This window comes from Devosia sp. Leaf64, from assembly GCF_001421945.1.
Lineage (GTDB): Bacteria > Pseudomonadota > Alphaproteobacteria > Rhizobiales > Devosiaceae > Devosia.
On the sequence record NZ_LMLO01000021.1, the window covers coordinates 581,280 to 601,288 of the forward strand.

Annotated in this window: 20 protein-coding genes and 1 tRNA gene; 17 read left to right on the top strand and 4 right to left on the bottom strand. The window is 60.9% G+C overall.

All coding sequences use genetic code 11. The features are described from left to right. Positions 1-6: 6 nt before the first annotated feature. From ASE94_RS15710 to ASE94_RS15780, 15 genes are all read left to right on the top strand, one after another. Positions 7-1,209 (top strand): pyridoxal phosphate-dependent aminotransferase, encoded by a 1,203-nt coding sequence (locus ASE94_RS15710; protein ID WP_062631179.1) that lies wholly within the window; start codon positions 7-9, stop codon positions 1,207-1,209. 9 nt (positions 1,210-1,218) lie between these two features. Beyond that, positions 1,219-1,704, top strand: a complete 486-nt coding sequence (locus tag ASE94_RS15715; protein WP_062631180.1) for a VOC family protein — start codon at positions 1,219-1,221, stop codon at positions 1,702-1,704. Positions 1,705-1,709: 5 nt separating this feature from the next. After that, complete coding sequence (locus tag ASE94_RS15720; RefSeq protein WP_062631181.1) at positions 1,710-2,711, top strand: M14 family metallopeptidase; 1,002 nt, start codon at positions 1,710-1,712, stop codon at positions 2,709-2,711. Between the two features lie 22 nt (positions 2,712-2,733). Further along, on the top strand, positions 2,734-3,642 hold the full coding sequence (locus tag ASE94_RS15725; RefSeq protein WP_062631182.1) for a polysaccharide deacetylase family protein: 909 nt from the start codon (positions 2,734-2,736) through the stop codon (positions 3,640-3,642). Then, on the top strand, positions 3,639-4,124 hold the full coding sequence (locus ASE94_RS15730) for an ureidoglycolate lyase (protein ID WP_062631183.1): 486 nt from the start codon (positions 3,639-3,641) through the stop codon (positions 4,122-4,124). Before ASE94_RS15725 ends, ASE94_RS15730 begins: the two co-directional genes overlap by 4 nt. Continuing rightward, complete coding sequence (locus tag ASE94_RS15735) at positions 4,121-5,020, top strand: dihydrodipicolinate synthase family protein (protein WP_062631184.1); 900 nt, start codon at positions 4,121-4,123, stop codon at positions 5,018-5,020. Before ASE94_RS15730 ends, ASE94_RS15735 begins: the two co-directional genes overlap by 4 nt. Further along, positions 5,017-5,694, top strand: coding sequence for a GntR family transcriptional regulator (locus ASE94_RS15740; RefSeq protein ID WP_061906924.1), 678 nt, complete (start codon positions 5,017-5,019; stop codon positions 5,692-5,694). Before ASE94_RS15735 ends, ASE94_RS15740 begins: the two co-directional genes overlap by 4 nt. After that, positions 5,691-6,596, top strand: a complete 906-nt coding sequence (locus ASE94_RS15745; protein ID WP_062631185.1) for an NAD(P)-dependent oxidoreductase — start codon at positions 5,691-5,693, stop codon at positions 6,594-6,596. The genes ASE94_RS15740 and ASE94_RS15745 overlap by 4 nt, the downstream gene beginning before the upstream one ends. Continuing rightward, positions 6,593-7,669, top strand: a complete 1,077-nt coding sequence (locus tag ASE94_RS15750) for a Gfo/Idh/MocA family oxidoreductase (RefSeq protein WP_062631186.1) — start codon at positions 6,593-6,595, stop codon at positions 7,667-7,669. The genes ASE94_RS15745 and ASE94_RS15750 overlap by 4 nt, the downstream gene beginning before the upstream one ends. Next, the gene (locus ASE94_RS15755) at positions 7,666-9,228 is read left to right on the top strand and encodes an ABC transporter substrate-binding protein (protein ID WP_062631187.1); all 1,563 of its coding nucleotides are present in this window, start codon (positions 7,666-7,668) and stop codon (positions 9,226-9,228) included. The genes ASE94_RS15750 and ASE94_RS15755 overlap by 4 nt, the downstream gene beginning before the upstream one ends. 102 nt (positions 9,229-9,330) lie before the next feature. After that, a complete protein-coding gene (locus tag ASE94_RS15760; protein WP_062631188.1) occupies positions 9,331-10,887 on the top strand; it encodes an ABC transporter substrate-binding protein in 1,557 nt (518 codons plus the stop codon). A gap of 67 nt (positions 10,888-10,954) precedes the next feature. After that, positions 10,955-11,929, top strand: a complete 975-nt coding sequence (locus ASE94_RS15765) for an ABC transporter permease (RefSeq protein ID WP_061906919.1) — start codon at positions 10,955-10,957, stop codon at positions 11,927-11,929. Positions 11,930-11,938: 9 nt separating this feature from the next. Further along, positions 11,939-12,862 carry an ABC transporter permease gene (locus tag ASE94_RS15770; RefSeq protein ID WP_082461246.1) on the top strand — a complete coding sequence of 308 codons (924 nt, stop codon included), beginning with the start codon at positions 11,939-11,941 and terminating at the stop codon, positions 12,860-12,862. Positions 12,863-12,884: 22 nt separating this feature from the next. Next, the gene (locus ASE94_RS15775) at positions 12,885-13,946 is read left to right on the top strand and encodes a Gfo/Idh/MocA family oxidoreductase (RefSeq protein WP_062631189.1); all 1,062 of its coding nucleotides are present in this window, start codon (positions 12,885-12,887) and stop codon (positions 13,944-13,946) included. A 113-nt stretch (positions 13,947-14,059) separates the two neighbouring features. Next, positions 14,060-15,037, top strand: coding sequence for an aldo/keto reductase (locus ASE94_RS15780; protein ID WP_062631190.1), 978 nt, complete (start codon positions 14,060-14,062; stop codon positions 15,035-15,037). Between the two features lie 45 nt (positions 15,038-15,082). Here ASE94_RS15780 and ASE94_RS15785 read toward each other — a convergent pair whose 3' ends face one another. Further along, entirely contained in the window at positions 15,083-15,979 is an 897-nt protein-coding gene (locus ASE94_RS15785; protein WP_062631191.1) for an SDR family oxidoreductase, read from the bottom strand. A 93-nt stretch (positions 15,980-16,072) separates the two neighbouring features. Between ASE94_RS15785 and ASE94_RS15790 the strand changes: the two genes are divergently transcribed. Beyond that, positions 16,073-16,927, top strand: coding sequence for a helix-turn-helix transcriptional regulator (locus ASE94_RS15790; RefSeq protein ID WP_062631192.1), 855 nt, complete (start codon positions 16,073-16,075; stop codon positions 16,925-16,927). Here the strand turns inward: ASE94_RS15790 and ASE94_RS15795 are convergent. The 3 genes from ASE94_RS15795 to ASE94_RS15805 form a co-directional block, all read right to left on the bottom strand. Continuing rightward, positions 16,911-17,210 (bottom strand): hypothetical protein, encoded by a 300-nt coding sequence (locus ASE94_RS15795; protein ID WP_061906914.1) that lies wholly within the window; start codon positions 17,208-17,210, stop codon positions 16,911-16,913. The genes ASE94_RS15790 and ASE94_RS15795 overlap by 17 nt on opposite strands. Positions 17,211-17,271: 61 nt before the next feature. Continuing rightward, positions 17,272-17,348 (bottom strand) — tRNA-Arg (locus tag ASE94_RS15800). 49 nt (positions 17,349-17,397) lie between these two features. Continuing rightward, entirely contained in the window at positions 17,398-18,468 is a 1,071-nt protein-coding gene (locus ASE94_RS15805) for a LacI family DNA-binding transcriptional regulator (RefSeq protein WP_082461247.1), read from the bottom strand. Positions 18,469-18,696: 228 nt separating this feature from the next. On the opposite strand from ASE94_RS15805, the gene ASE94_RS15810 reads away from it, so the two are divergent. Then, the gene (locus tag ASE94_RS15810; RefSeq protein WP_061906912.1) at positions 18,697-19,938 is read left to right on the top strand and encodes an ABC transporter substrate-binding protein; all 1,242 of its coding nucleotides are present in this window, start codon (positions 18,697-18,699) and stop codon (positions 19,936-19,938) included. Positions 19,939-20,009: the final 71 nt, after the last annotated feature.

A 20,009-nucleotide genomic window follows, 5' to 3' on the forward strand; every position in this document is an offset into this window, starting at 1 on the left:
AGCGACATGCAAGCATCAGACCTGCACGCCAACCGTCTGGCCAATCGCGTCAAGCTCAAGGACGCGCATATCATCACCAAGATGACCGACATCGCCGCTGGCTTGGAGGATGTCATCAAGCTCGGCCGTGGCGATCCCGACCTCGATACCCCGGCCCATATCGTCAAGGCCGGCCAGGATGCCCTCGGCCGTGGCGAAACCCATTACGGTCACCCCCTCGGGCTCCCCGCACTGCGCACGGCAATCGCTGAAAACATCAAGGCCTATGGCGGTGCTGATTACGCCATCGACGAGATCGTCGTTACCCCCGGCGGCCAGCATGCGATGTTCGTCATTGCCCTCGCGCTGCTCAATCCCGGCGATGAAATCCTGGTGCCGTGCCCGGGCTACAATCCCTATGGCCAGGCCGCCGAACTCGCCGATGCCTCGGTCGTCAATATCCGCATGAGCATGGAGACCAACTTCACGCTCACCGCCGATATGGTCAAAGCCGCCATTACCCCAAAATCCAAGGTTCTGGTGCTGATCAATCCCAATAATCCCACGGGCACGGTCACAGCGCCCGACGAAGTCGAAAAGATCGCCAAGCTCGCCATCGAGCACGATCTGATCGTCATTTCCGACGAAATCTACGCGCGCCTCACCTATGGCAACCAGCGCATCCAGCCCGTGGCGTCGCTGCCCGGCATGCGCGAGCGCACCATTACGTTGTCCGGCTTTTCCAAGGCCTATGCCATGACGGGCTGGCGCATCGGCTACTTCGCCGGCCCGCGCGAACTGATCGTCGCCATGGCCGAGATCAATCACGCCTTCGCCATTTCGGTTGCTTCCGTCAGCCAGCATGCTGCGCTTGCCGCGCTCACTGGCCCACAGGACTGCGTCGAAGAGATGCGCCTCATCTATGACGAGCGCCGCAAGGCCCTCTGCGAAGGGCTGGATGCGCTGGGCATTCCCTATGCCGAACCGCAGGGCGCCTTTTACGTCTATGCCAATGTCGCCGCGACCGGTCTGCCGGCCAGCGAATTCTGCGAGCGTCTCCTCACCGAAGGCCGGGTGCTGATGTATCCGGGCACCATTTACGGCGACTACACGGACGACTTCGTCCGCATGTCGCTCACCCAGTCAGTCGATCGTATTCGCGAGGCCATGACCCGCATAGAGACCGTCGTCAACACCATCCGCGCCGAGCGCAAAGCGCCGGCAGCCTAAGGAGTCACTATGTCCGTTTCCACCAATCCAAACGTTCTCTCGATCAAGCACATGGCCTTCGGCGTCAAGGACGCGAAGAAGGCGCTCGATGCCTATTCGAAGTTCCTCGACGTGCCGACCGATACGGCCCTTATCGACTATCCCAAGTCCAAGAACCGCGTCGCGCTCTTTCAGTTGGGCGGCATCGAATATCAGCTCTGCCAGTCTCTCGAAGAAGGCGGGCGCTTCGATGCGTGGATGAAACAGCGCGGTGGGGCCGAAGGTCTTCATCACATCTGCTACGCCGTCGACAATATCTATAAGGCGCTCGACCATGCCAAGGCGCAGGGCGCGGAGCTCCGCATCTGCCAGGCCTGCGGCGTCTATGGCTCCCACCCCCATCCCGAAGGGTTCGTCGCCTTCCTCGACAACGATGCCGGCGGCATCGAGATCGAGTTCATGCAGGTCTATACGCCTGAAGAACTCGAAAAATATAACGCATTCAAGGGGATCTGAGCGCGATGTCTGAAGCCAAAACCATCACCGTCGGCACCGCCACCGCAGCCCCGGGCACCATCGTTCGCGGCGTTATCCCCGTCACGGAACTCGCTGGCGGCACCAAGGTCGAAATCCCATTGGTCATCGTCAATGGCACCAAGCCCGGCCCGGTTTTCTGGGTCGATGGCGCGATCCATGGCGACGAGCCAGAGGGCCCGATGGCCTGCGGCATTGCCCTCAAGGAAGTCGACCCGGCGCAGCTCTCGGGCACCTTGGTTATGGTCCCCGTGCTCAACGTCATGGCCTTCGAGAATTCCAATCGCGGCAATCCGCTCGATACGTTCTCGTTTGACATGAACCGCATCTATCCCGGACGCGCCAATGGTTATCTCAGCGAGCGCGTCGCCTGGGCCCATTCGGAATGGATGAGCAAGGTCGCGGACCTTGAAATCTCCATCCACTCGGGCGGTGCGCACTCGTTCCTCGCCAAGGCCATTTTCGTCGACGAGACGCCGGCTTCGGTCGAGCTCGCGATGGCTATGGGCGAGGGCTGGGGCTGCATCATGTCCAACTTCCTGCCCAAGGGTTCGCCGATGGCGCAGATGAAAGAGATCGGCAAGACCGGGATCACGGTCGAACTCGGTGGCCGCTCCGCCACGTCGCCGGAAAAGTTCGCCGAAGTGTCGCGGCACCTCGCCGACTCCATCATCAATATTCTCCGCCACTACAAGATGTATCCCGGCACGCCGACCTATCCTAAGGACGCAACGCGCGGTCAGCAGGAGGCGCTCCTCGCTCCGGCTTCGGGCATCTTCGTGCCGACCCCTGGCGTCGATTTCCTCAAGCCGATGAAGAAGGGCGATAGCCTCGCCAAGATCATCAACATCTTTGGCGATGAGCTGGCTCATCTCGTTGCGCCCGCGGACGGCATGTTCTTCGGCCTTCGCGCCCTGCCAAACGTCAACACCGGCGACTGGTGCTGCTTCTTCAATAAGGTGGAAGGACCGCGTGACTGGACGCCTTGAGGCCAGGCACGGGGGCATCAACATGCGCGATTTCGTCGGCTACGCCAATCGGCCACCGACCGTCAGATGGCCCGGAAATGCGGGTGTCGCGGTCAACTTCGTCCTCAATTACGAGGAGGGGTCGGAATATTCCATTGTTGAAGGCGATGGGCGGTCCGAAGGGGCGCTCATCGAAGTCAATGCCGTTCGGGTCAAGACCGGCGACCGCGATTTCGCTTCCGAAAGCATGTATGAATACGGTTCTCGCGTCGGCTTCTGGCGCGTTTACCGCTTGTTCCGCGAACGCAACCTGCCCCTGACCATCTTCGCCGCGGCCCTGGCGCTCGAGCGCAATAGCCTTGTCGCCAAGGCCATCGCCGATACCGATTGGGACATTGTCGCCCACGGCTACCGCTGGATCGAGCACTACAATCTCGATGAAGCGACAGAGCGCGAGCACATCGCCAAGGCCCATGCCAGCATCCTCGACACGGTCGGCCGCGCGCCGGATGGTTGGTATTGCCGCTATAGCCCCAGCGCCCACACACGGCGCCTCGTCGTCGAACACGGCGGATATAGCTACGATAGCGACGCCTATAATGACGAAGTGCCCTATTGGCTCTCGGTCGAAGGCAAGCAGCATTTGGTCGTGCCGTATTCGCTCGTCACCAATGATGCCAAACTTCTCGCGGGCGGCGGCATCGAGACGGCGGGCGATTACGCCCAGTTCCTGATCGATACATTCGACGTGCTGCGCGCGGAAGGGCAGGCAACGCCCCGTATGATGTCCATTGGCCTCCATCCCCGCGTCATCGGCCATCCCGGCCGCTTTGCGGGTCTCATCAAATTCCTCGACCACGTGATTGCGAGCCCTGACGCCTGGATCGCTCGCCGTTCCGACATCGCGGCCCATTGGCGTGCTGTCATGCCACCCGAGGAAATGGTCGCATGATGCAATCGGTCGCCATCCAGTCCGGTATCTCCAGCGATCGCTTCGCCCCCTATGGCGCGATTATCGATCGCCCGGCCCAACCCGGCGACCGCGCCTTCTATTCCCGCTGGCTTGGCGGCGAGGGTCTCGAACCCGTCTTCCACGTCAACAATGTGCCGATGACGACGATGCCGGCGCTGGTGAACCGCCTTGAACGTCATCCCCACGCGGCCCAGTGTTTCGTGCCGCTCGATGTCAGCCGGTACCTCATCACCGTGGCGCCATCGCGTCCTGACGGATCTCCAGACCTCGAACAGGTCGAAACATTTCTCGTCCCCGGCACTCTGGGCGTCGTTTATGCGCCCGGTGTCTGGCATGCCGGTATCAGCGTCATCGATCGGGCAGGGGCCTTTGCCGTGCTGATGTGGCGCGGCGCCAATGACGATGATGTCTTCACCGACATTTCTCCGCTTCAACTTATGACCGAGGAGGGTCAGGTATGACCCGGACCCCAAAACTCTACGTCCCAGCCATCACACCTTTCGCTACCGACCTCAGCGTCGATGTCACGCGTTTCGTCGCCAATTCAAAGGCCTTGCTGGAGGATGGGGCAGATGGTCTCGCGCCGTTCGGTACGACCAGCGAAGCCAATTCCATGAGTGTCTCCGAGCGTATCGACGCGCTCGATGCCCTGATCGACGGCGGCATCGACCCCAAGCGCCTGATCCCCGGCACCGGCTGCGCCGCTCTGACAGATACGATCGCGCTAACGCGCCACGCCACCGATCGCGGCTGCCTTGGCACGCTCATGCTGCCGCCGTTCTATTATAAGGGCGTCACGGACCAGGGGCTCGTTGACAGCTATTCCGCCATAATCGACGGCGTGGCGAATAGCGCGCTCCGCATCTACCTCTACCACATCCCCCAGATGACCGGCGTGCCGATCACGCTCAACCTGATCGAGCTGCTGCTCAAGAAGCATCCCGGCATTTTTGTCGGCTTGAAGGACTCCTCGGGCAATTGGGAGAACACCCGGTCGGTGATCGAGGCTTTCCCAGAGCTTGAAAGCTATTCCGCGTCCGAAGCGCTGATCCCGCAAAACGTCGCGGCCGGTGGCGCCGGCTGCATCAGCGCCTCCGCCAACGTCAACGCCCGCAACATCGTCGCGCTGATGCGTGCGCTCGGAACGCCCGATGAGGCCGAGATCGCCACTGGTGTAACTGCGGTCCGCAAGATTTTTGAAAGCCTGCCGCTCATTCCGGCCATCAAGGCGGCGACGGCGCTTCGTCATGGCGACGAGGCTTATGCGATTGTACGGCCGCCGTTTGTGCGTCTTGGCACGGAACACAATGACGCTTTGGCGCGGGCCGTGGCGATCGCGCAAGGCAAGGCGGCATGACCATGGCAGAGACGCATGCCGACATCAGCCGTATCGAAAACGTGCCGCTCCGCGTGTCGGTCGCCGATATCATCCGCCAAGCCATCCTCAATGGCACGATGAAGCCCGGCACGCCCGTCGTCGAAATGGCACTGGCCGAGCAATTGCAGGTGTCTCGTGCGCCGGTGCGTGAGGCGATCCAGATCCTTGAGGCGGATGGGCTCATCGAAAGCGAGCCCTACAAAGGCAAGCGGGTGAAGCCGCTGACGCTCAAGGAAGTCGAGGAGCTCTATAGCCTGCGCGAACAGTTCGAAGCCTTTGCCATTCGCCGCGTCGTCGAGCGGCAGGTCGATGTCTCCGAGCTGCGCCGTCATTCAGATGCCATGTTCGAAGCTGCCGAGCGCGGCGATCTGGCAGCTCTCAATACCGCGGACGAAGCGTTTCACCGCACCTTGATCCGCCTCGCCGACCATCAGCTCATGCTCAGCTTCTGGGATAATCTTTACATGCGCATCCGCCAGATCATGGCCCTGCGCAATAGCGCCAATCGCGATCTCCGCGCCGTCGCCCGCAATCACCCGCCTATTATCGAAGCGATCGAAAATCGCGACATGATCCGCGCGATTTCGCTGATTTCCGACCACACCCGTTCGGCTTCTCAGATCACGCCGGAAGAATTGGGGATCGCGCGATGACGCGGCGTGTCCTCATCACTGGCGGCGGCGGCTTTGTCGGCTCGCACCTTGCCCAAGGCTTCAAGGCGCTGGGCGACGCGGTATTTGCCGCTGATCGCCTGTTCGACACCGCCACGCGCCAGCGCCTCGCCGGTGTCGACCTGATCGAGGGCGAGCTTCTTTCGGGTGAAATCGCTCTGCCACATGCGGACATTGTCATCCATGGTGCGGCAATCACTACCCCCGCAGAGGGCAATGCGGCATCCGAGGACTTGCTCCTTTCAGCCAATATTGCCTTGACCAACCGGGTCTTCCGCCACGCCATCGATAGCGGTGCCAAAGACTTCGTCTTCATCTCCTCGTCAGGTGTTTTCAGCGCGACAGATGGGGATGGCGTTCACCTTGAAAGCACAGCCCCAACCGCCGACTTGCCCTATGCAAAAGCCAAGCGCGCCGGGGAAGATGCCGCCACAGCCGCAACGGAACTGCGCGCGATCTCCATTCGCCTTGGCCCGATCTATGGACCAGACGAACGCCCCCGCGACACCCGCACGATCGTTTCGCCGATAAGGCGTTGGCTTAACATGGCGCTCTCCGGCGAACCGATCATCGTCGATATGCCTGCCGAGCGCCGCGATTGGACCTTTGCCCCCGATCTGGCCCTGGCGCTCGACGCGCTGCTGCACAAGCAACAGCCTCTTCGCGGCGTCTTTCATCTGACCTCCAGCCAGTCGATCGCCAATATCGACCTCGCCCGGATGATTGCCGACCTCGTCCCCGGGGCGCGGATCGTCATCGGCGACACCATGCGCATCGAACGCCTCCCCATGGCCAGCGATCGTCTCGACCTGTCGGCACTCTATGAGTGGACCACTTTGCCCACCGGACTTGCCCGGATTCTCTCGGCGGAGGCCCGCGCATGATTCCCCTTCGCATCATCCTCGTCGGTCTTGGTGCCCGTGCCCAATTCTGGATGCGCGTCATCCGCGAAAATCCGGAATGCACCATTGTCGGCCTCATCGATCCTTCGGATGACGCGCGCAGTCGCGCCTTGGCACAGTGGCCTGAGGCCATTGCCAGCGCCGATCTTGATCTCATCACGACGCTCGATGCCGATTTTGTCCTCCTCGCCACCCCGCCTGGCGGGCGCGAAAGGCAGATGGAGCTCGCGTGCAAGGCCGGCATTGCCATTCTCGCGGAAAAGCCATTGGCCGACAGCGTCGACCTCGCGGCGCGTTATGTCGAGATGGCTGAAGACGCAGGCGTCCCGCTCACAGTCGGCCTCAATTTCCGCTTCCTGCCCGTCACCCAGCAAACCCTGCGCCTTTTCGACGAGACGGTTGGTGCGCCCGAATTCGGCCGCTTCACCTATGAGCGCTGGCGCGATGGCTGGAAGCCCAACTTCAATAAGTATCCCCTGACCATGGACCAGCCCATGCTCTGGGAACAGTCGATCCACCATTTCGACCTGATGCGCTTCGTCTATCGCTCCGAACCGGTCTCGGTTTTCGGTTCGACCTTCAATCCGAGTTGGTCGATGTATCGCGACGACGCCAATGTCAGCGCGCTCATCCGTTTCGCCAATGGCGTCGAGGTCAACTATCAGGGTCTCTGGCAGTCCAACTGGCAAAAGCCGGGGTTTCAGTGGCGCAGCGAATGCAAGAACGGGGTCGTCGTCCAGAACGACCAGTTCGGCGAACTCAACTACGCGCTCCACGCCGATACCGAACTGACCGCCGTTGAGCTCCCGCCCTACGAGCAGTGGATCAACGACGCCAAATCCCTCCTCGCCGCTTTCGTCGCCGCCATGCGCGGCACGGCCAATCTGCCGTGCACCGGGCGCGACCACCTCAATTCGCTTCGCATGGTTCAAGCCTGCATCCTCTCCTCTCAACAGGGCCAAGCGATCAATCCCGCCGATCTCGACACAACTGCGAAGCGAGAGACCGGCAAACCACTCCACTACTCTGCACTCCAGCAAAGGACGTCCCAATGAACACCGTGAGATATCTTCTCATGGCAGGCACGGCGGCGCTTATTCTGCCGCTTGCTTCCGCCCAAGCCGCCCCGCCTGCAGATACCCTGGTCGTCGGCATCTCCGCAGATGCTTCGACCTTTGATCCGGCCAATATTTCGAGCCGCGACAATTCCAACATCGCCAAGCACATCTTTGGGACGCTGTATGAGGTCGACCCCGAAGGCAATATCGTGCCGCAGATGGCGGAGTCCTATGTCGAGGCGGAAGACGGCAAGAGCTATACCTATACGCTCAAGCCTGACCTCACATGCGAAGACGGCGAAGCGCTGACCGCGGAAGACGTCGCCTATTCGTTCAACCGCGCCGCCGATCCCGCGAATGCCTTCACCGGCAACACGCCGGGCTTTGTTTATTCGTCGATCGGCTTTGCCGGCGCCGAAGCGCTCAGCGATACCGAGGTGAAGATCAACCTCGACAAGAAGAATCCGGTGTCCTTCGGCCTCATCGCCGAAGTGTTCATTCACTGCAAGGACAGCTACGAAAAGATGAGCCTGGAAGACGCGGCTGCCAAGCCGATCGCTTCGGGGTCCTATCGTCTCGCTTCCTGGGACCGCGGCTCGCAGGTCGTCCTTGAAAAGATCAAGGATCCGGGCAGCTTCAAGAATATCGTCTGGCGCATCATCCCAGAAGCCTCGACCCGTTCGGCCGAGCTGATCGCTGGCAATGTTGACATCATCACCAATGTCGCTCCCGACCAGGTCGAAGCCGTCAACAATTCCGGCACAGCCGAGGTCAAGTCGGTTCAGGGTACCCGCCGCATCTATGTCGGCTTCAATATGAAGGACTCTTTCGCCACGGGTACGCCGGGCGGCGAGGCCATCCAGAAGACCGACGTTCGTGTCGCGCTGCAATATGCCGTCGATGTCGAAGCCATCTGCAAGCAGCTGCTCAATTTCGAGTGCACGCGTGCAACTGGTCTCGTCAATCCACCCAACGACAACAAGAGCTTGAAGCCCTATCCTTATGATCCGGATAAGGCCGAAGAACTGCTCGACGCCGCCGGTTACCCGCGTGGCGCAGACGGCACCCGCTTCGAAATCAATTTCCAGGCGCCCCGTGGCCGTTACCTCAACGATGCCAACGTTGCTCTCGCCATCGGCCAGTATCTCAACGACATCGGCGTCAAGACCAATGTCGAACTGATGGAATGGGCCTCGGTCTATGTGCCGCTGATCCAGAAGCATGATGTCGGGCCGATGTTCCTCCTCGGTTCGGGTGGTGGCACCTGGAGTGCCCTCTATGACATGGCCGACCTCTCGGCTGTCGATGCAGGCACCAACTATACCGAATGGAAGAACCCTGCCTGGTTCGATGGCTGGGCGGAAATCGCTGCTGCCAAGACCCCCGAGGAGCAGCGCGTCGTCATCGATCGCATGCTCGATGTCTTCTACAACGATCCGCCTTGGCTGATGCTCTACTTCCAGCCCGATTTCTACGGCGTGTCCAAGCGGGTCACCTTCGAACCGCGCCGCGACGAAAAGGTCTACCTGTTCGACACCGCACTCGCCGCACAGTGACGCACTTCGGCACGCAGGGTCAGGAGAAGCCCTGCGTGCCGGCACAAGCTGGCAGCATAGCCGGCGAGAATGCGTATCCGGGAGGTCAATGAGGGAATGACAATGAGAACACTGTTTCGCTTTGGTGCCGTCGCCGCCTTATTGGGCGCTGCGCTCTCGACCACAGCCTTGGCGGCTCCCCCCGACAATACGATCGTCGTGGGCTTGAGCGCCGACGCATCCACATTTGATCCGGCCCAGATTTCGAGCCGCGACAATTCCAATATTTCCAAGCATATTTTCGCGACGCTATTCCGCGTGACGTTCGAGGGTGAAGTCGAGCCCTATCTCGTCGAAGACACCAAGGTCAGCGACGACGGGCTTGCCTATACGTTCAAGATCAAGGATGGCCTCACCTGCGACGATGGCGAACCGCTGACTGCGGAAGACGTCGCCTATTCGTTCAATCGCGCAGCTGATCCGGCCAATGCCTTTACCGGCAATACGCCGGGCTTTGTCTATACGACGCTCGGCTTCAAATCCGCCGAGGTCGTCGACGATCTCGACGTCAAGATCAACCTCAGCGCCAAGACCACGCTCGCTCTGGGGGTGATGGCGCAGGTCTATATTCACTGCAAAGACAGCTACGAAAAGATGACGCTCGAGGAAGCGGCGGCAAATCCAATCGGATCGGGGTCCTATCGCCTCGCCTCCTGGGATCGCGGCTCGCAGATCGTCCTCGAAAAGGTCAAAGATCCCGGCACTTTTGATACCATCATCTGGCGCATCATTCCTGAGGCGTCGACCCGCACGGCCGAATTGATCGCGGGCAATGTCGATATCATCACCAATGTCGCGCCGGATCAGGTCCCCGCCGTTGATGCATCCGGCACGGCCACCGTTGCCAAGGTCAGCGGTACCCGCCGCATGCAGGTCGGGTTCAACCTAGGCGAAGGCGTTGCCGGCATGCCGGGCGCCAAGGAAATCCAGGACCCCAAGGTGCGCTGGGCGCTGCAATATGCCGTCGATGTCCCAAGCATCTGCACCCAGCTTCTCGGCACCGAATGCGAGCGCATGACGAGCCTCGTCAATCCGCCCAATGGCAACCCGGACTTGAAGCCTGTCCCTTATGATCCGGACATGGCCGAAAAGCTGCTCGATGAGGCTGGCTATCCCCGTGGCGAAAACGGCGTCCGCTTCAACATTCGCCTGCAAGGCCCGCGCGGTCGCTATCTCAACGATGCCAATGTCGTCCAAGCCATCGGCCAGTATCTGAGCGATATCGGCGTTCAAACCGACGTCGAACTGCTCGAATGGGCCTCGGTCTATTCCCCGCTGCTCCGCACCAAGGAAATGGGCCCGCTCTTTTTCCTCGGGCAGGGTGGTGTCACCTGGAACCCGCTCTACGACATGAGCCTCTTTTCGACGCCCGACGCGGCGACGAATTACCAGAGCTGGAAGGACCCACGCTGGTTCGATGACTGGAAACTGGCTCTTGCCGCCGACACGGTGGAAGAGGCGCGCCCGATCATCAATCGCATGCTCAAGCTCTTCTACGACGAGGGCCCATGGCTCCAGCTCTACTTCCAGCCCGACTTCTATGGCGTCTCCAATCGCATCGATTGGACGCCCCGCCGCGATGAAGAAATCGAGCTTTTTGCCGCGGCACTCAAGCAGTAGCCTCAAACTAACCGGGTGCGCCGTCCTGCGGCGCATCCCCTGCCTCTCCAAGATCGGTTGACCGCGTATGTGGACATTCATCGTCAGGCGGCTTTTGCAAAGCGCCATCGTCATCATCGGGGTAACGCTGATTACCTTCACCGCCCTGCAGATGAGCGGCGATCCCACTTATCTCTATGTCAGCGAACGCGCGACCGAAGCTGAAATACAGCGCACCCGCGAGGCCCTGGGCTTCGACAAGTCCTTGCCCGAGCAATATATCAATTTTCTCGGCAATCTCGCCCGCGGCGATTTTGGTAATTCCCTGTCCTACAAACGCCCCGCCATCGAAGCGGTGATGGAGGCGCTTCCCGCGACGCTGGAACTGACGCTCTTTGCCATGTTCCTGGCCATTGTCGTCGCCATTCCGCTCGGCGTCGTCGCCTCGCTCAATCGCGGCAGCGCGGTGGATGGCTCGATCATGACCATGGGCATGCTGGGTCAGTCGATCCCGAGTTTCTGGCTCGGCATTATGATGATCATGTTCTTTGGCCTGCAATTGCGCATCCTGCCGATCTCGGGCCATGTGCCCTTCATCATGCCGCTCATTCAGGGCGACTTCGTCCGCGCCTTCACCAATCTGCCGCAGACGCTCTACTACCTCATCATGCCCGGCTTCGCGGTGGCGTTTTATTCGATCTCGCGCAATGCCCGCCTCGTGCGCTCGTCCATGCTCGAAGTGCTCGGGCAAGATTTCGTCCGCACCGCCCGCTCCAAGGGTATCAGCGAGCGCGCCGTGGTCATCCGCCATGCCCTGCGCAATGCCTGGCTTCCCGTCGTCACCATGATCGGCCTCGAATTCGGCTTCTTGATCGGTGGCGTGGTCGTCGTGGAAATGGTCTTTTCCTGGCCCGGCATCGGCCGGCTCGTCTTCAACGCCATCAATCAGCGCGACATTCCCGTGGTTCAGGCCGCCGTCGTGACGCTGGCTCTGGTGTTCATCGCCCTCAATCTCATCGTCGACCTGGTCTATGCCCGGATCGATCCTCGCGTGAAACTTTAGGAGGCTCCAATGTCGGTCGAAACTGCAGGACGCCCCGTCATCGTCACGCGCCCCATGTCCCACCGCCGGCGCGAATTCCGTCGCGCCATCCGCTCCATGGTCCAGGCCAAATGGCCTGTCGTTGCGGCGCTCATCCTCTTCTGCGTCGCCATCGCCGCTCTCTTTGGCCCGTGGATTTCGCCACTCGATCCCAATCGGCAAGACATCATGATGCGCCTTGCCGATCCGCTGACCGAGGGCCGCCGCAACGCCTTCTTCCTCCTCGGCACGGACGGGCTCGGCCGTGATGTGTTCTCACGGCTGCTCTATGGCGCCCGCGTTTCGCTCCTCGTCGGCATCTGCGCCATTCTTGTTGGCGGCACGATCGGGGTTATTGCCGGTCTGCTCGCCGGCTATTTCGGCGGCTGGATCGATGACGTCATCATGCGCCTCGGTGACATCCAGCTCGCCTTCCCGTTCATTCTCCTCGCCATCATGTTCCTCGTCATCCTCGGGCCAGGCGTCGTGAACATCATCATTGTCCTCGGCGTTGGCCAATGGGTCACCTATGCCCGCATCGTCCGGGCTCAGACCCTGTCCATCCGCGAGAAGGAATATGTGGAGGCCGCCCGTGCCCTTGGGGATTCCACCTTCCTCATCATCTTCCGCACCATTCTGCCCAATATCATCGCGCCGCTCACCGTCATCGCCTCGTTCAACGTTGCCTCGGTGATCCTCTCGGAGGCCTCGCTTTCATTCCTCGGCCTCGGCGTACCGCCAGATGTGCCGACCTGGGGCGCTATGCTTGCCGATAGCCGCGATCAGTTGATGGCCAATAAGTGGTGGCTGGCGTTCTTCCCTGGCATGGCGATCGTCCTGACCGTGCTGTCCTTCAATATCCTCGGCGATTGGCTGCGCGACTTCCTCGATCCGCGCCTCAAGACCATGGCCTGATCCCGAAACCGGAAAGACAAAAATGAAAATCGGAATTGTCGGGGCAAGCTTTGCCCGTGCTGCCTATCTGCCCGCTCTTCGCCACGTCGAGGGTACCGAAGTCGTCGCCATGGCCTCGAGCCGCCTGGAAAGCGCCCAATCCGCGGCCTCCGAATTCGGCGTCGGCGCAGCTTATGACGATTGGCAGGCGATGCTCGACAATCACCAGCTCGACCTTGTCCTGATCGCCACCCCCACCGACCTTCACGCTCCTATCACGCTCGCTGCCCTCGACCGCGGCGCCCATGTGCTCTGCGAAAAGCCGACGGCTATGGACGCAACCGAAGCCAAGGCCATGCTCGACAAGGCCGAGGCACTCGGCCGCGTCCACATGATCGACCACGAACTCCGCTTCAACCCCAATCGCGCCCGCGTCGCCGAGCTCATTGCTTCGGGCGAGCTGGGCGACATTCGCCACGTCAACATCGCCAATATCGGCGCCTCCTGGGCCAATCCCGCCAGCCGCCCGAAAGGCGATTGGTGGAGCCTTGCCGAGCAGGGCGGCGGCCGCCTCGGCGCCAATGGCAGCCATCAGGTCGACATGCTGCGCTGGTGGCTCGGTCCCGTGCGATCGGTTGTCGGCCAGGCGCTGACGGTCATCCCGGACCGGATCGACAAGAAAACGGGCGAGGCCTGGACGGCGACTGCGGACGACCTCTCTTATTTCACCCTGGAAATGACCAGCGGTGCTTTGGCTCAGGTCTTCATGTCCGGCGTCGCCGCCAACAATATCGGCAACCTGACCCAGGTCTTCGGCTCCAAGGGCAGCATCCTGCTCGACAACGACACCGAACGCTTGATGTTCGCCAAGGCCGGCGAGAGATTTACCGATATCACCGTCGATGACCCCAATGCCCAGCTACCGGGTCTCAACAAAGGCGTGTGGAACGTCTCCGTCGTTGCCGCGCTCCATGAGCTCACCTCCGCCATCCGCGAAGGCAGGGCCCTGAAACGTGGGGCCACCTTCGAAGATGGATTGAAAAACCAGCAGGTTCTCGACGCGGTGAAAACATCGACGCGCACCCGCGCCTGGGTCGATCTGTGAGGCGCTAAGTAGCGTGGGTCCGAGCAACATCGGCTAACCTCGCCGATTAGTCCTATACACCTACCGCCGCCACGGCTTACCTTTGGGCCAACAATCGGATCGGGAGAGCGAGAATGGACCATAAACGACTTGGCAATAGCGGCCTGAAAGTCTCTCGGCTCTGCCTTGGCTGCATGACCTATGGTGCTGCCGATCAGGGCAACCATTCCTGGACCCTGTCTGAAGAAGAAAGCCGGCCATTTATCCGTCAGGCGCTCGACCTTGGCATCACCTTCTTCGATACGGCCAATGTCTATTCCGATGGCAGTTCCGAGGAGATCGTCGGTCGCGCCTTCAAGGATTTCGTGCGCCGCGAAGACATCGTTATCGCCACCAAGGTCAATGGCGCCACCCGCCGCACCGACGCCAACGCCACCGGCCTCTCGCGCCGCGCCATCATGCGCGAGATCGATGCGTCGCTCTCGCGTCTCCAGACCGACTATGTCGACCTTTACCAGATCCATCGCTGGGACGATGACACCCCCATCGAAGAGACGATGGAGGCGCTCCACGACGTCGTGCGATCAGGCAAGGCCACCTATATCGGCGCCTCGTCCATGTCGGCCTGGCAATTTTCCAAGGCCCAATATGTCGCCAAGATGAATGGCTGGACGCCGTTTATCTCCATGCAAAACCAGCTCAGCCTGCTCTATCGCGAGGAAGAGCGTGAAATGCTGCCGCTCTGCGCCGATCAGGGCGTTGGCTTGATTCCATGGAGCCCGCAGGGCAGGGGCTTGCTCACTCGCCCTTGGGGGCAGGCCACCGGCCGCTCCGCCACCGATAATGTCATCCCGAAACTCTATGGCGATACCGCCGAGATGGACCGCGGTATCGTCGATAAGGTAGAGGCCGTCGCCAAGCGCCTCGGCGTGCCCATGTCCCAGGTCGCCCTCGCCTGGGTCCTGCACAATCCGCTCGTTACGGCCCCGATCATCGGCGCATCGAAGCCTCATCACTTGACCGATGCGGTCGCCGCTCTCGATCTCAAACTGAGCCCCGAAGACATCGCCGATCTCGAAAGCGCCTACCGCCCAAGACCCGCGGTAATCTAATTCAAGCGTGCCGGCAGACGAGCCTGCCGGCACCTCATGCCCAGACTATCGAGCCTTGCCGAAGTCCATGTTCTGCAGGTCTTCGATCAAACCCGGACCAGTCGGCGCCCAACCGAGCGTCTGGCGCGTCCAATAGCTTGTGGCTGGCAGGTCCATTGTCGCAAAATGCGCGAAGTGGCCATAGTAGGCCTCGATTTCATCTGGCGCGAGCGACCGCACGGGAATGCTGAGTCCCTCTCCGATCGCCTCGGCGATGAGACGAGCCGGTAAGCCGCTCTCTGCGACAGCGTGATAGCGCGCGCCGTTTTCATGCTGCTCGAGCGCCAGGCGATAGAGCCGCGCCGCGTCGCTGACATGGACTGCCGACCAGCGCCCCGCGCCTTCTCCGACATAGGCTGCAAAGCCGCGCTGCCGGGCAATTTCGATCATCGGCGAAATCAGCCCCTGCTTCTGCGTATCGTGCACCTGCGGCAGTCGGACGAAGGAAACGCTGACGCCCTTGGCGCCGATAGCCTCACCCTCCAGTTCCGACATCCGCCTCGGATTGGCGTTCTGGCGGTCAAAGACCTGTTCCGTCGCCGCCTCGCCATTGGGACCATTGCCCATGCCCACGCCGGACGTGATCAGAAACGGCCTGTTCGATCCGGCGAGCACGCCACCGATAGCTTCGATGACCCGCGTGTCCTTTTCGCAGTTGGCGACGAACTTGGTGAAGTCGTGGTCGAAGGCCGTATGCACCACGGCGTCTGCCTGTGCCGCCCCCTCTGCCAAACCGTTCGGCGCTTCCAGCGTGCCTTGATATGGCTCGCCGCCAGCGGCGAGCACAGCATCAGCGCCACTCTCGGACCGCACGACCCCTATAACCTGATGGCCGGCTGCGATCAGCTCATTCAAGACCTTCGACCCGATAAACCCTGTCGCCCCCGTAAGAAAAACGCGCATGGAAGACACCTTTCATATTGTTCGGCTCACAGGGTGGCGGTAGATCTAGTCCTGTTAAAGTAGTGATCTTATCATGGTATAGGATGTACCCGGATGTCGGTCTCCTCAGGCTCGAGCAATGCTCTCGGCGATTATCTGCGCGATCGTCGCACCCGTCTCGACCCGGCAACCTTCGGCTATACCGGTAGCCGGCGGCGGACGGCCGGTTTGCGGCGCGAAGAGGTCGCACAGCGATCCAATATCAGCCCCACTTGGTACACCTGGCTCGAGCAAGGTCGCGGTGGCGCGCCGTCTGCCGATGTGCTCGATCGCCTCTCCAAAGGCCTCATGCTGACAGAGATGGAGCGCGAGCACATCTACATCCTCGCGCTCGGTCGGCCTCCCGAGGTCCAGTACAAACCCATCGAAGGCGTAACGCCGAGGCTACAAAAAGTTCTCGACGCCATGGCCCATAGCCCGGCCTTCATCAAGTCCGCGACCTGGGATGTGCTGGCCTGGAACCGTGCCGCTGCGGCCGTGCTCACCGACTACGGCAAGCTGCCCGTCGAAAAGCGCAACATCCTGCGCCTGATGTTCGGGCAATCCAGTCTCCGCGCCATTCAGGAGGATTGGGAAAGCGTCGCGCGCTACGTCGTCGGCTCATTCCGCGCCGACGTTGCCCGCGCCGGCGCAACCGAGGCGATCAAGCAGCTCGTCGACGAGCTTTCGGCCTCCAGCCCCGATTTCAAGCGTCTCTGGATCGCCAATGACATCGCGGCCCACCACGAAGGCGTCAAGCGTCTGCACCACCCGGATATGGGCCTGTTGCAGCTCGAATTCTCCGCCTTTGCCGTTGATGGCCGACCCGAATTAGGGATGGTCGTCTACAATCCCGTGTCGAGCGAAGACACAGAAAAGGTGCAGGCCCTGATGGAGCGAAGCCGGGCTGCCGCTAGCGCTGATCGATGAGCTTCTTGAACAAGGTCTTTTTGGAAAGGCCGTGTGTCGAGTGACCCTTGGTCTTGCTCAGATTGATAACGAGAAGCACGTCACCATCCTGCAAGCCTACGGACGCCATGATTTCGTCTTTGAGATTGGCCGAATTCTTCGTCGACGTGACGAGAAAAAACGAGGCTGTTTCCGACCAGACGTCGCCATCGGCCGCTTCCTCGATCGCCTTGACCAGGGTCGCGAGGCGATCATTGTAGTCGCTACCGTCTTCGAGCATGAAGCTTATGGCAAAGAGAGCCAAACCGGCCTCCTCCGATAGTGTTGAACGTCTAGAGGCGGCCCATAAGCCAGCGCGGATGGACTGGCGATCCCGACAGGACTCGAACCTGTGACCTTCAGCTTAGAAGGCTGCTGCTCTATCCAGCTGAGCTACGGGACCGCACGAACCTCCCTTTAGCGGATTTGGCGAAAAATGAAATGCCCCACGATCAGGAAGCGACGATCTCGGCGGCTTTCGCGGTCACTTGGATTGGGGCACGGCTCGTACTCTCGCGAACTACCAATTCCGAGCGCAGCACGATCCGGAGCGGCGCCGCGATGACGCCGGGATTTTCGACGAGATCGATCAGCGCTTCCGCGGCCATTCTGCCAAGCGTTTCGCGCGGTTGGCGCATCGTGGTTAGTGGCGGGGCATAATGTGCAGCAACGCCGAGATCGTCGAATCCTACCACCGAAACGTCCCGCGGACAGATCAGGCCGTGATTCCGTAGTCCCGACAGAAAACCGATGGCGGCTTCGTCGTTTGCGGCAAAGACCGCACTTGGCCGGTCGGCGACGCCCAGGAACCGGGCCGACGCTGCAAAGCCGCTTTCCATGTCGAAATTGCCGCGCAGCTGCCATTCGGGCAGGGCAGGGAGGCCGGCGCGATTGAGCGCCTTGAGATAACCCACCAGCCGCTCGCGCGCCACGACGTTATGATCCGGCCCCACCAGATGCGCGATCTTGCGATGTCCCAGGTCGATCAGGTGCTGCGTTGCCCGCTCCGCCGCCTCGACATTATCCGTCAGTACCGTGTGAAATCCCGAATTGGGAATTTCTTCACAGGCCACCACCAGCGGAATCTCCGCGGCTTGTTCGGCAAGCTCGCGCAGCATGTGCATGTCGACCGATCCATCGAGCAGCAACAGCCCATCGGCACGGTTCGAGAGAAGAAAATCTTGCAGCCGGCGAATGGTTTCGTGGCCAAAATAAAGGTTCAAGACGAGGACGCCGAACCCCCGACTAGCCGCCTCCCGCTCTATGGCGTCGAGGATCAGCGAAAAAAACGGATTTCTGATATCGGGGATGGCGACAAGGATGGTTTTCGCCGACCTTTGGCGTAAAGACCGGCCTGCCTGATTGAGCGTGTAACCGGTTGCACGGATCGCTTTCGAGACGCGCGCACGCGTTCCCTCGCTCACCTTGTCAGGGGCGGAAAGAGCTCTGCTCACAGTTGCTGTGGAGACATTGGCTATACGCGCAACGTCTTGAATCGTCGTCGTTTTTCGATCTGTTGTCACGGCTGGCAGCGCCCCCTCTCGCTGTCAGTGTCGCAATCTGTCTAATTCGATCTTGACAGGTCTGCAAGACGTGTATGAAACTAATGAAATCGATTGCACAACCTATTTCACTTGGTTTATGCAATCGATTACATGCGGCCGAACGGGTGTCTGGAGGAACGGGGATCCGCCGGCCGGTGGCATGAATGGGGGCACACAGCTCCTCGTGTTCGTTGGGAGGACATTCCTATGAAGAAATTTGCAGTGGTTGCCATGATGGCGACCGCGCTGCTCGGCTCTACGTCTTCGTACGCAGCCGATCTCGAAGTGACCCACTGGTGGACGTCCGCTGGTGAAGCGGCCGCCGTGGCCGAATTTGCCCGCGTCTTCGAAGAAGAAACCGGCAACAAGTGGATCGACTCGGCCCTCGCTGGCTCGGGTACCGGTGCCAACCCCGTCATCATCAGCCGCATCATCGGCGGCGACCCGATGGGCGCCACCCAGATGAACACCGGCCGCGATGCCGAAGAACTCATCCAGGCTGGCCTCATCCGCGACCTGACCGATGTCGTTGCCGACATGAACATCGACTCGTTCTACGTCGATCAGTCGCTCCTCGAGCCTTGCAAGATCGACGGCGGCCTCTACTGCCTGCCCGTCAATATCCACTCGTGGGATTGGCTGTGGCTCTCGACCAAGGCCTATGAAAAGATCGGTCAGCCGGTCCCCAAGGATTGGAACGAATACGTCGCCTCCTGGCCTGCTCTGCAGGAAGCCGGCATCCTGCCATTCGGTCTTGCCACGGGCTGGCCGTTCTCGGGTATCCCGGGCGTTCTGATGTCGGGCATCGGTGGTTCCGATCTCGTTCTCAAGATCAACCGCGACAAGGATGCCGAAGCTGTTCGCAGCCCGGAATTCCGCAAGGTTGCCGAAGCTCTCGACGCTCTGCGCAAGGTCGTTTCGCCTGAGACCATGGTTCCGTCCTTCGGCGACGTCGGCACGCAGCTCATCGAAGGCACCGCGGCTGGCAACATCCACGGCGACTGGCTCCAGGGCGACCTTCAGGTTGCTGGCGCCGTTCCCGGCAAGGACTATGAATGTCTCCCGGCTCTCGGCCTCGGCACCCAGCTGACCGGCGGCGGCGACTCGTTCTACTTCCCCGTTCTTCCAGAAGGCACCGATCCGGCTGTCATCGAAGCACAGGCCCAGCTTGCGCGCACGATCATCTCGCCAGAAGCTCAGCTCGCCTTCAACCTGAAGAAGGGCTCCATGCCGATCCGTACGGATATCGACCTCTCGCAGGCCAATCCGTGCATGCAGAAGGCTCTCGGCCTTCTCAAGAACGGTCTGCTGCCGTCGGGTGACTTTGCTCTCTCCGCAGACACCCAGCAGCAGATGACGGACCTCAACACCGAGTTCCTCGATGACGACAGCATCACTGTCGACGACTACATCGAACGCTATGCTTCGATCATCGAGTCCGCTGACTAAGCGTCGGTCGTTTCGGTGAGAATAACTTCTCATCACTGAAAAGCGGTGGTCGGCCTTGAATCGACAAGGTC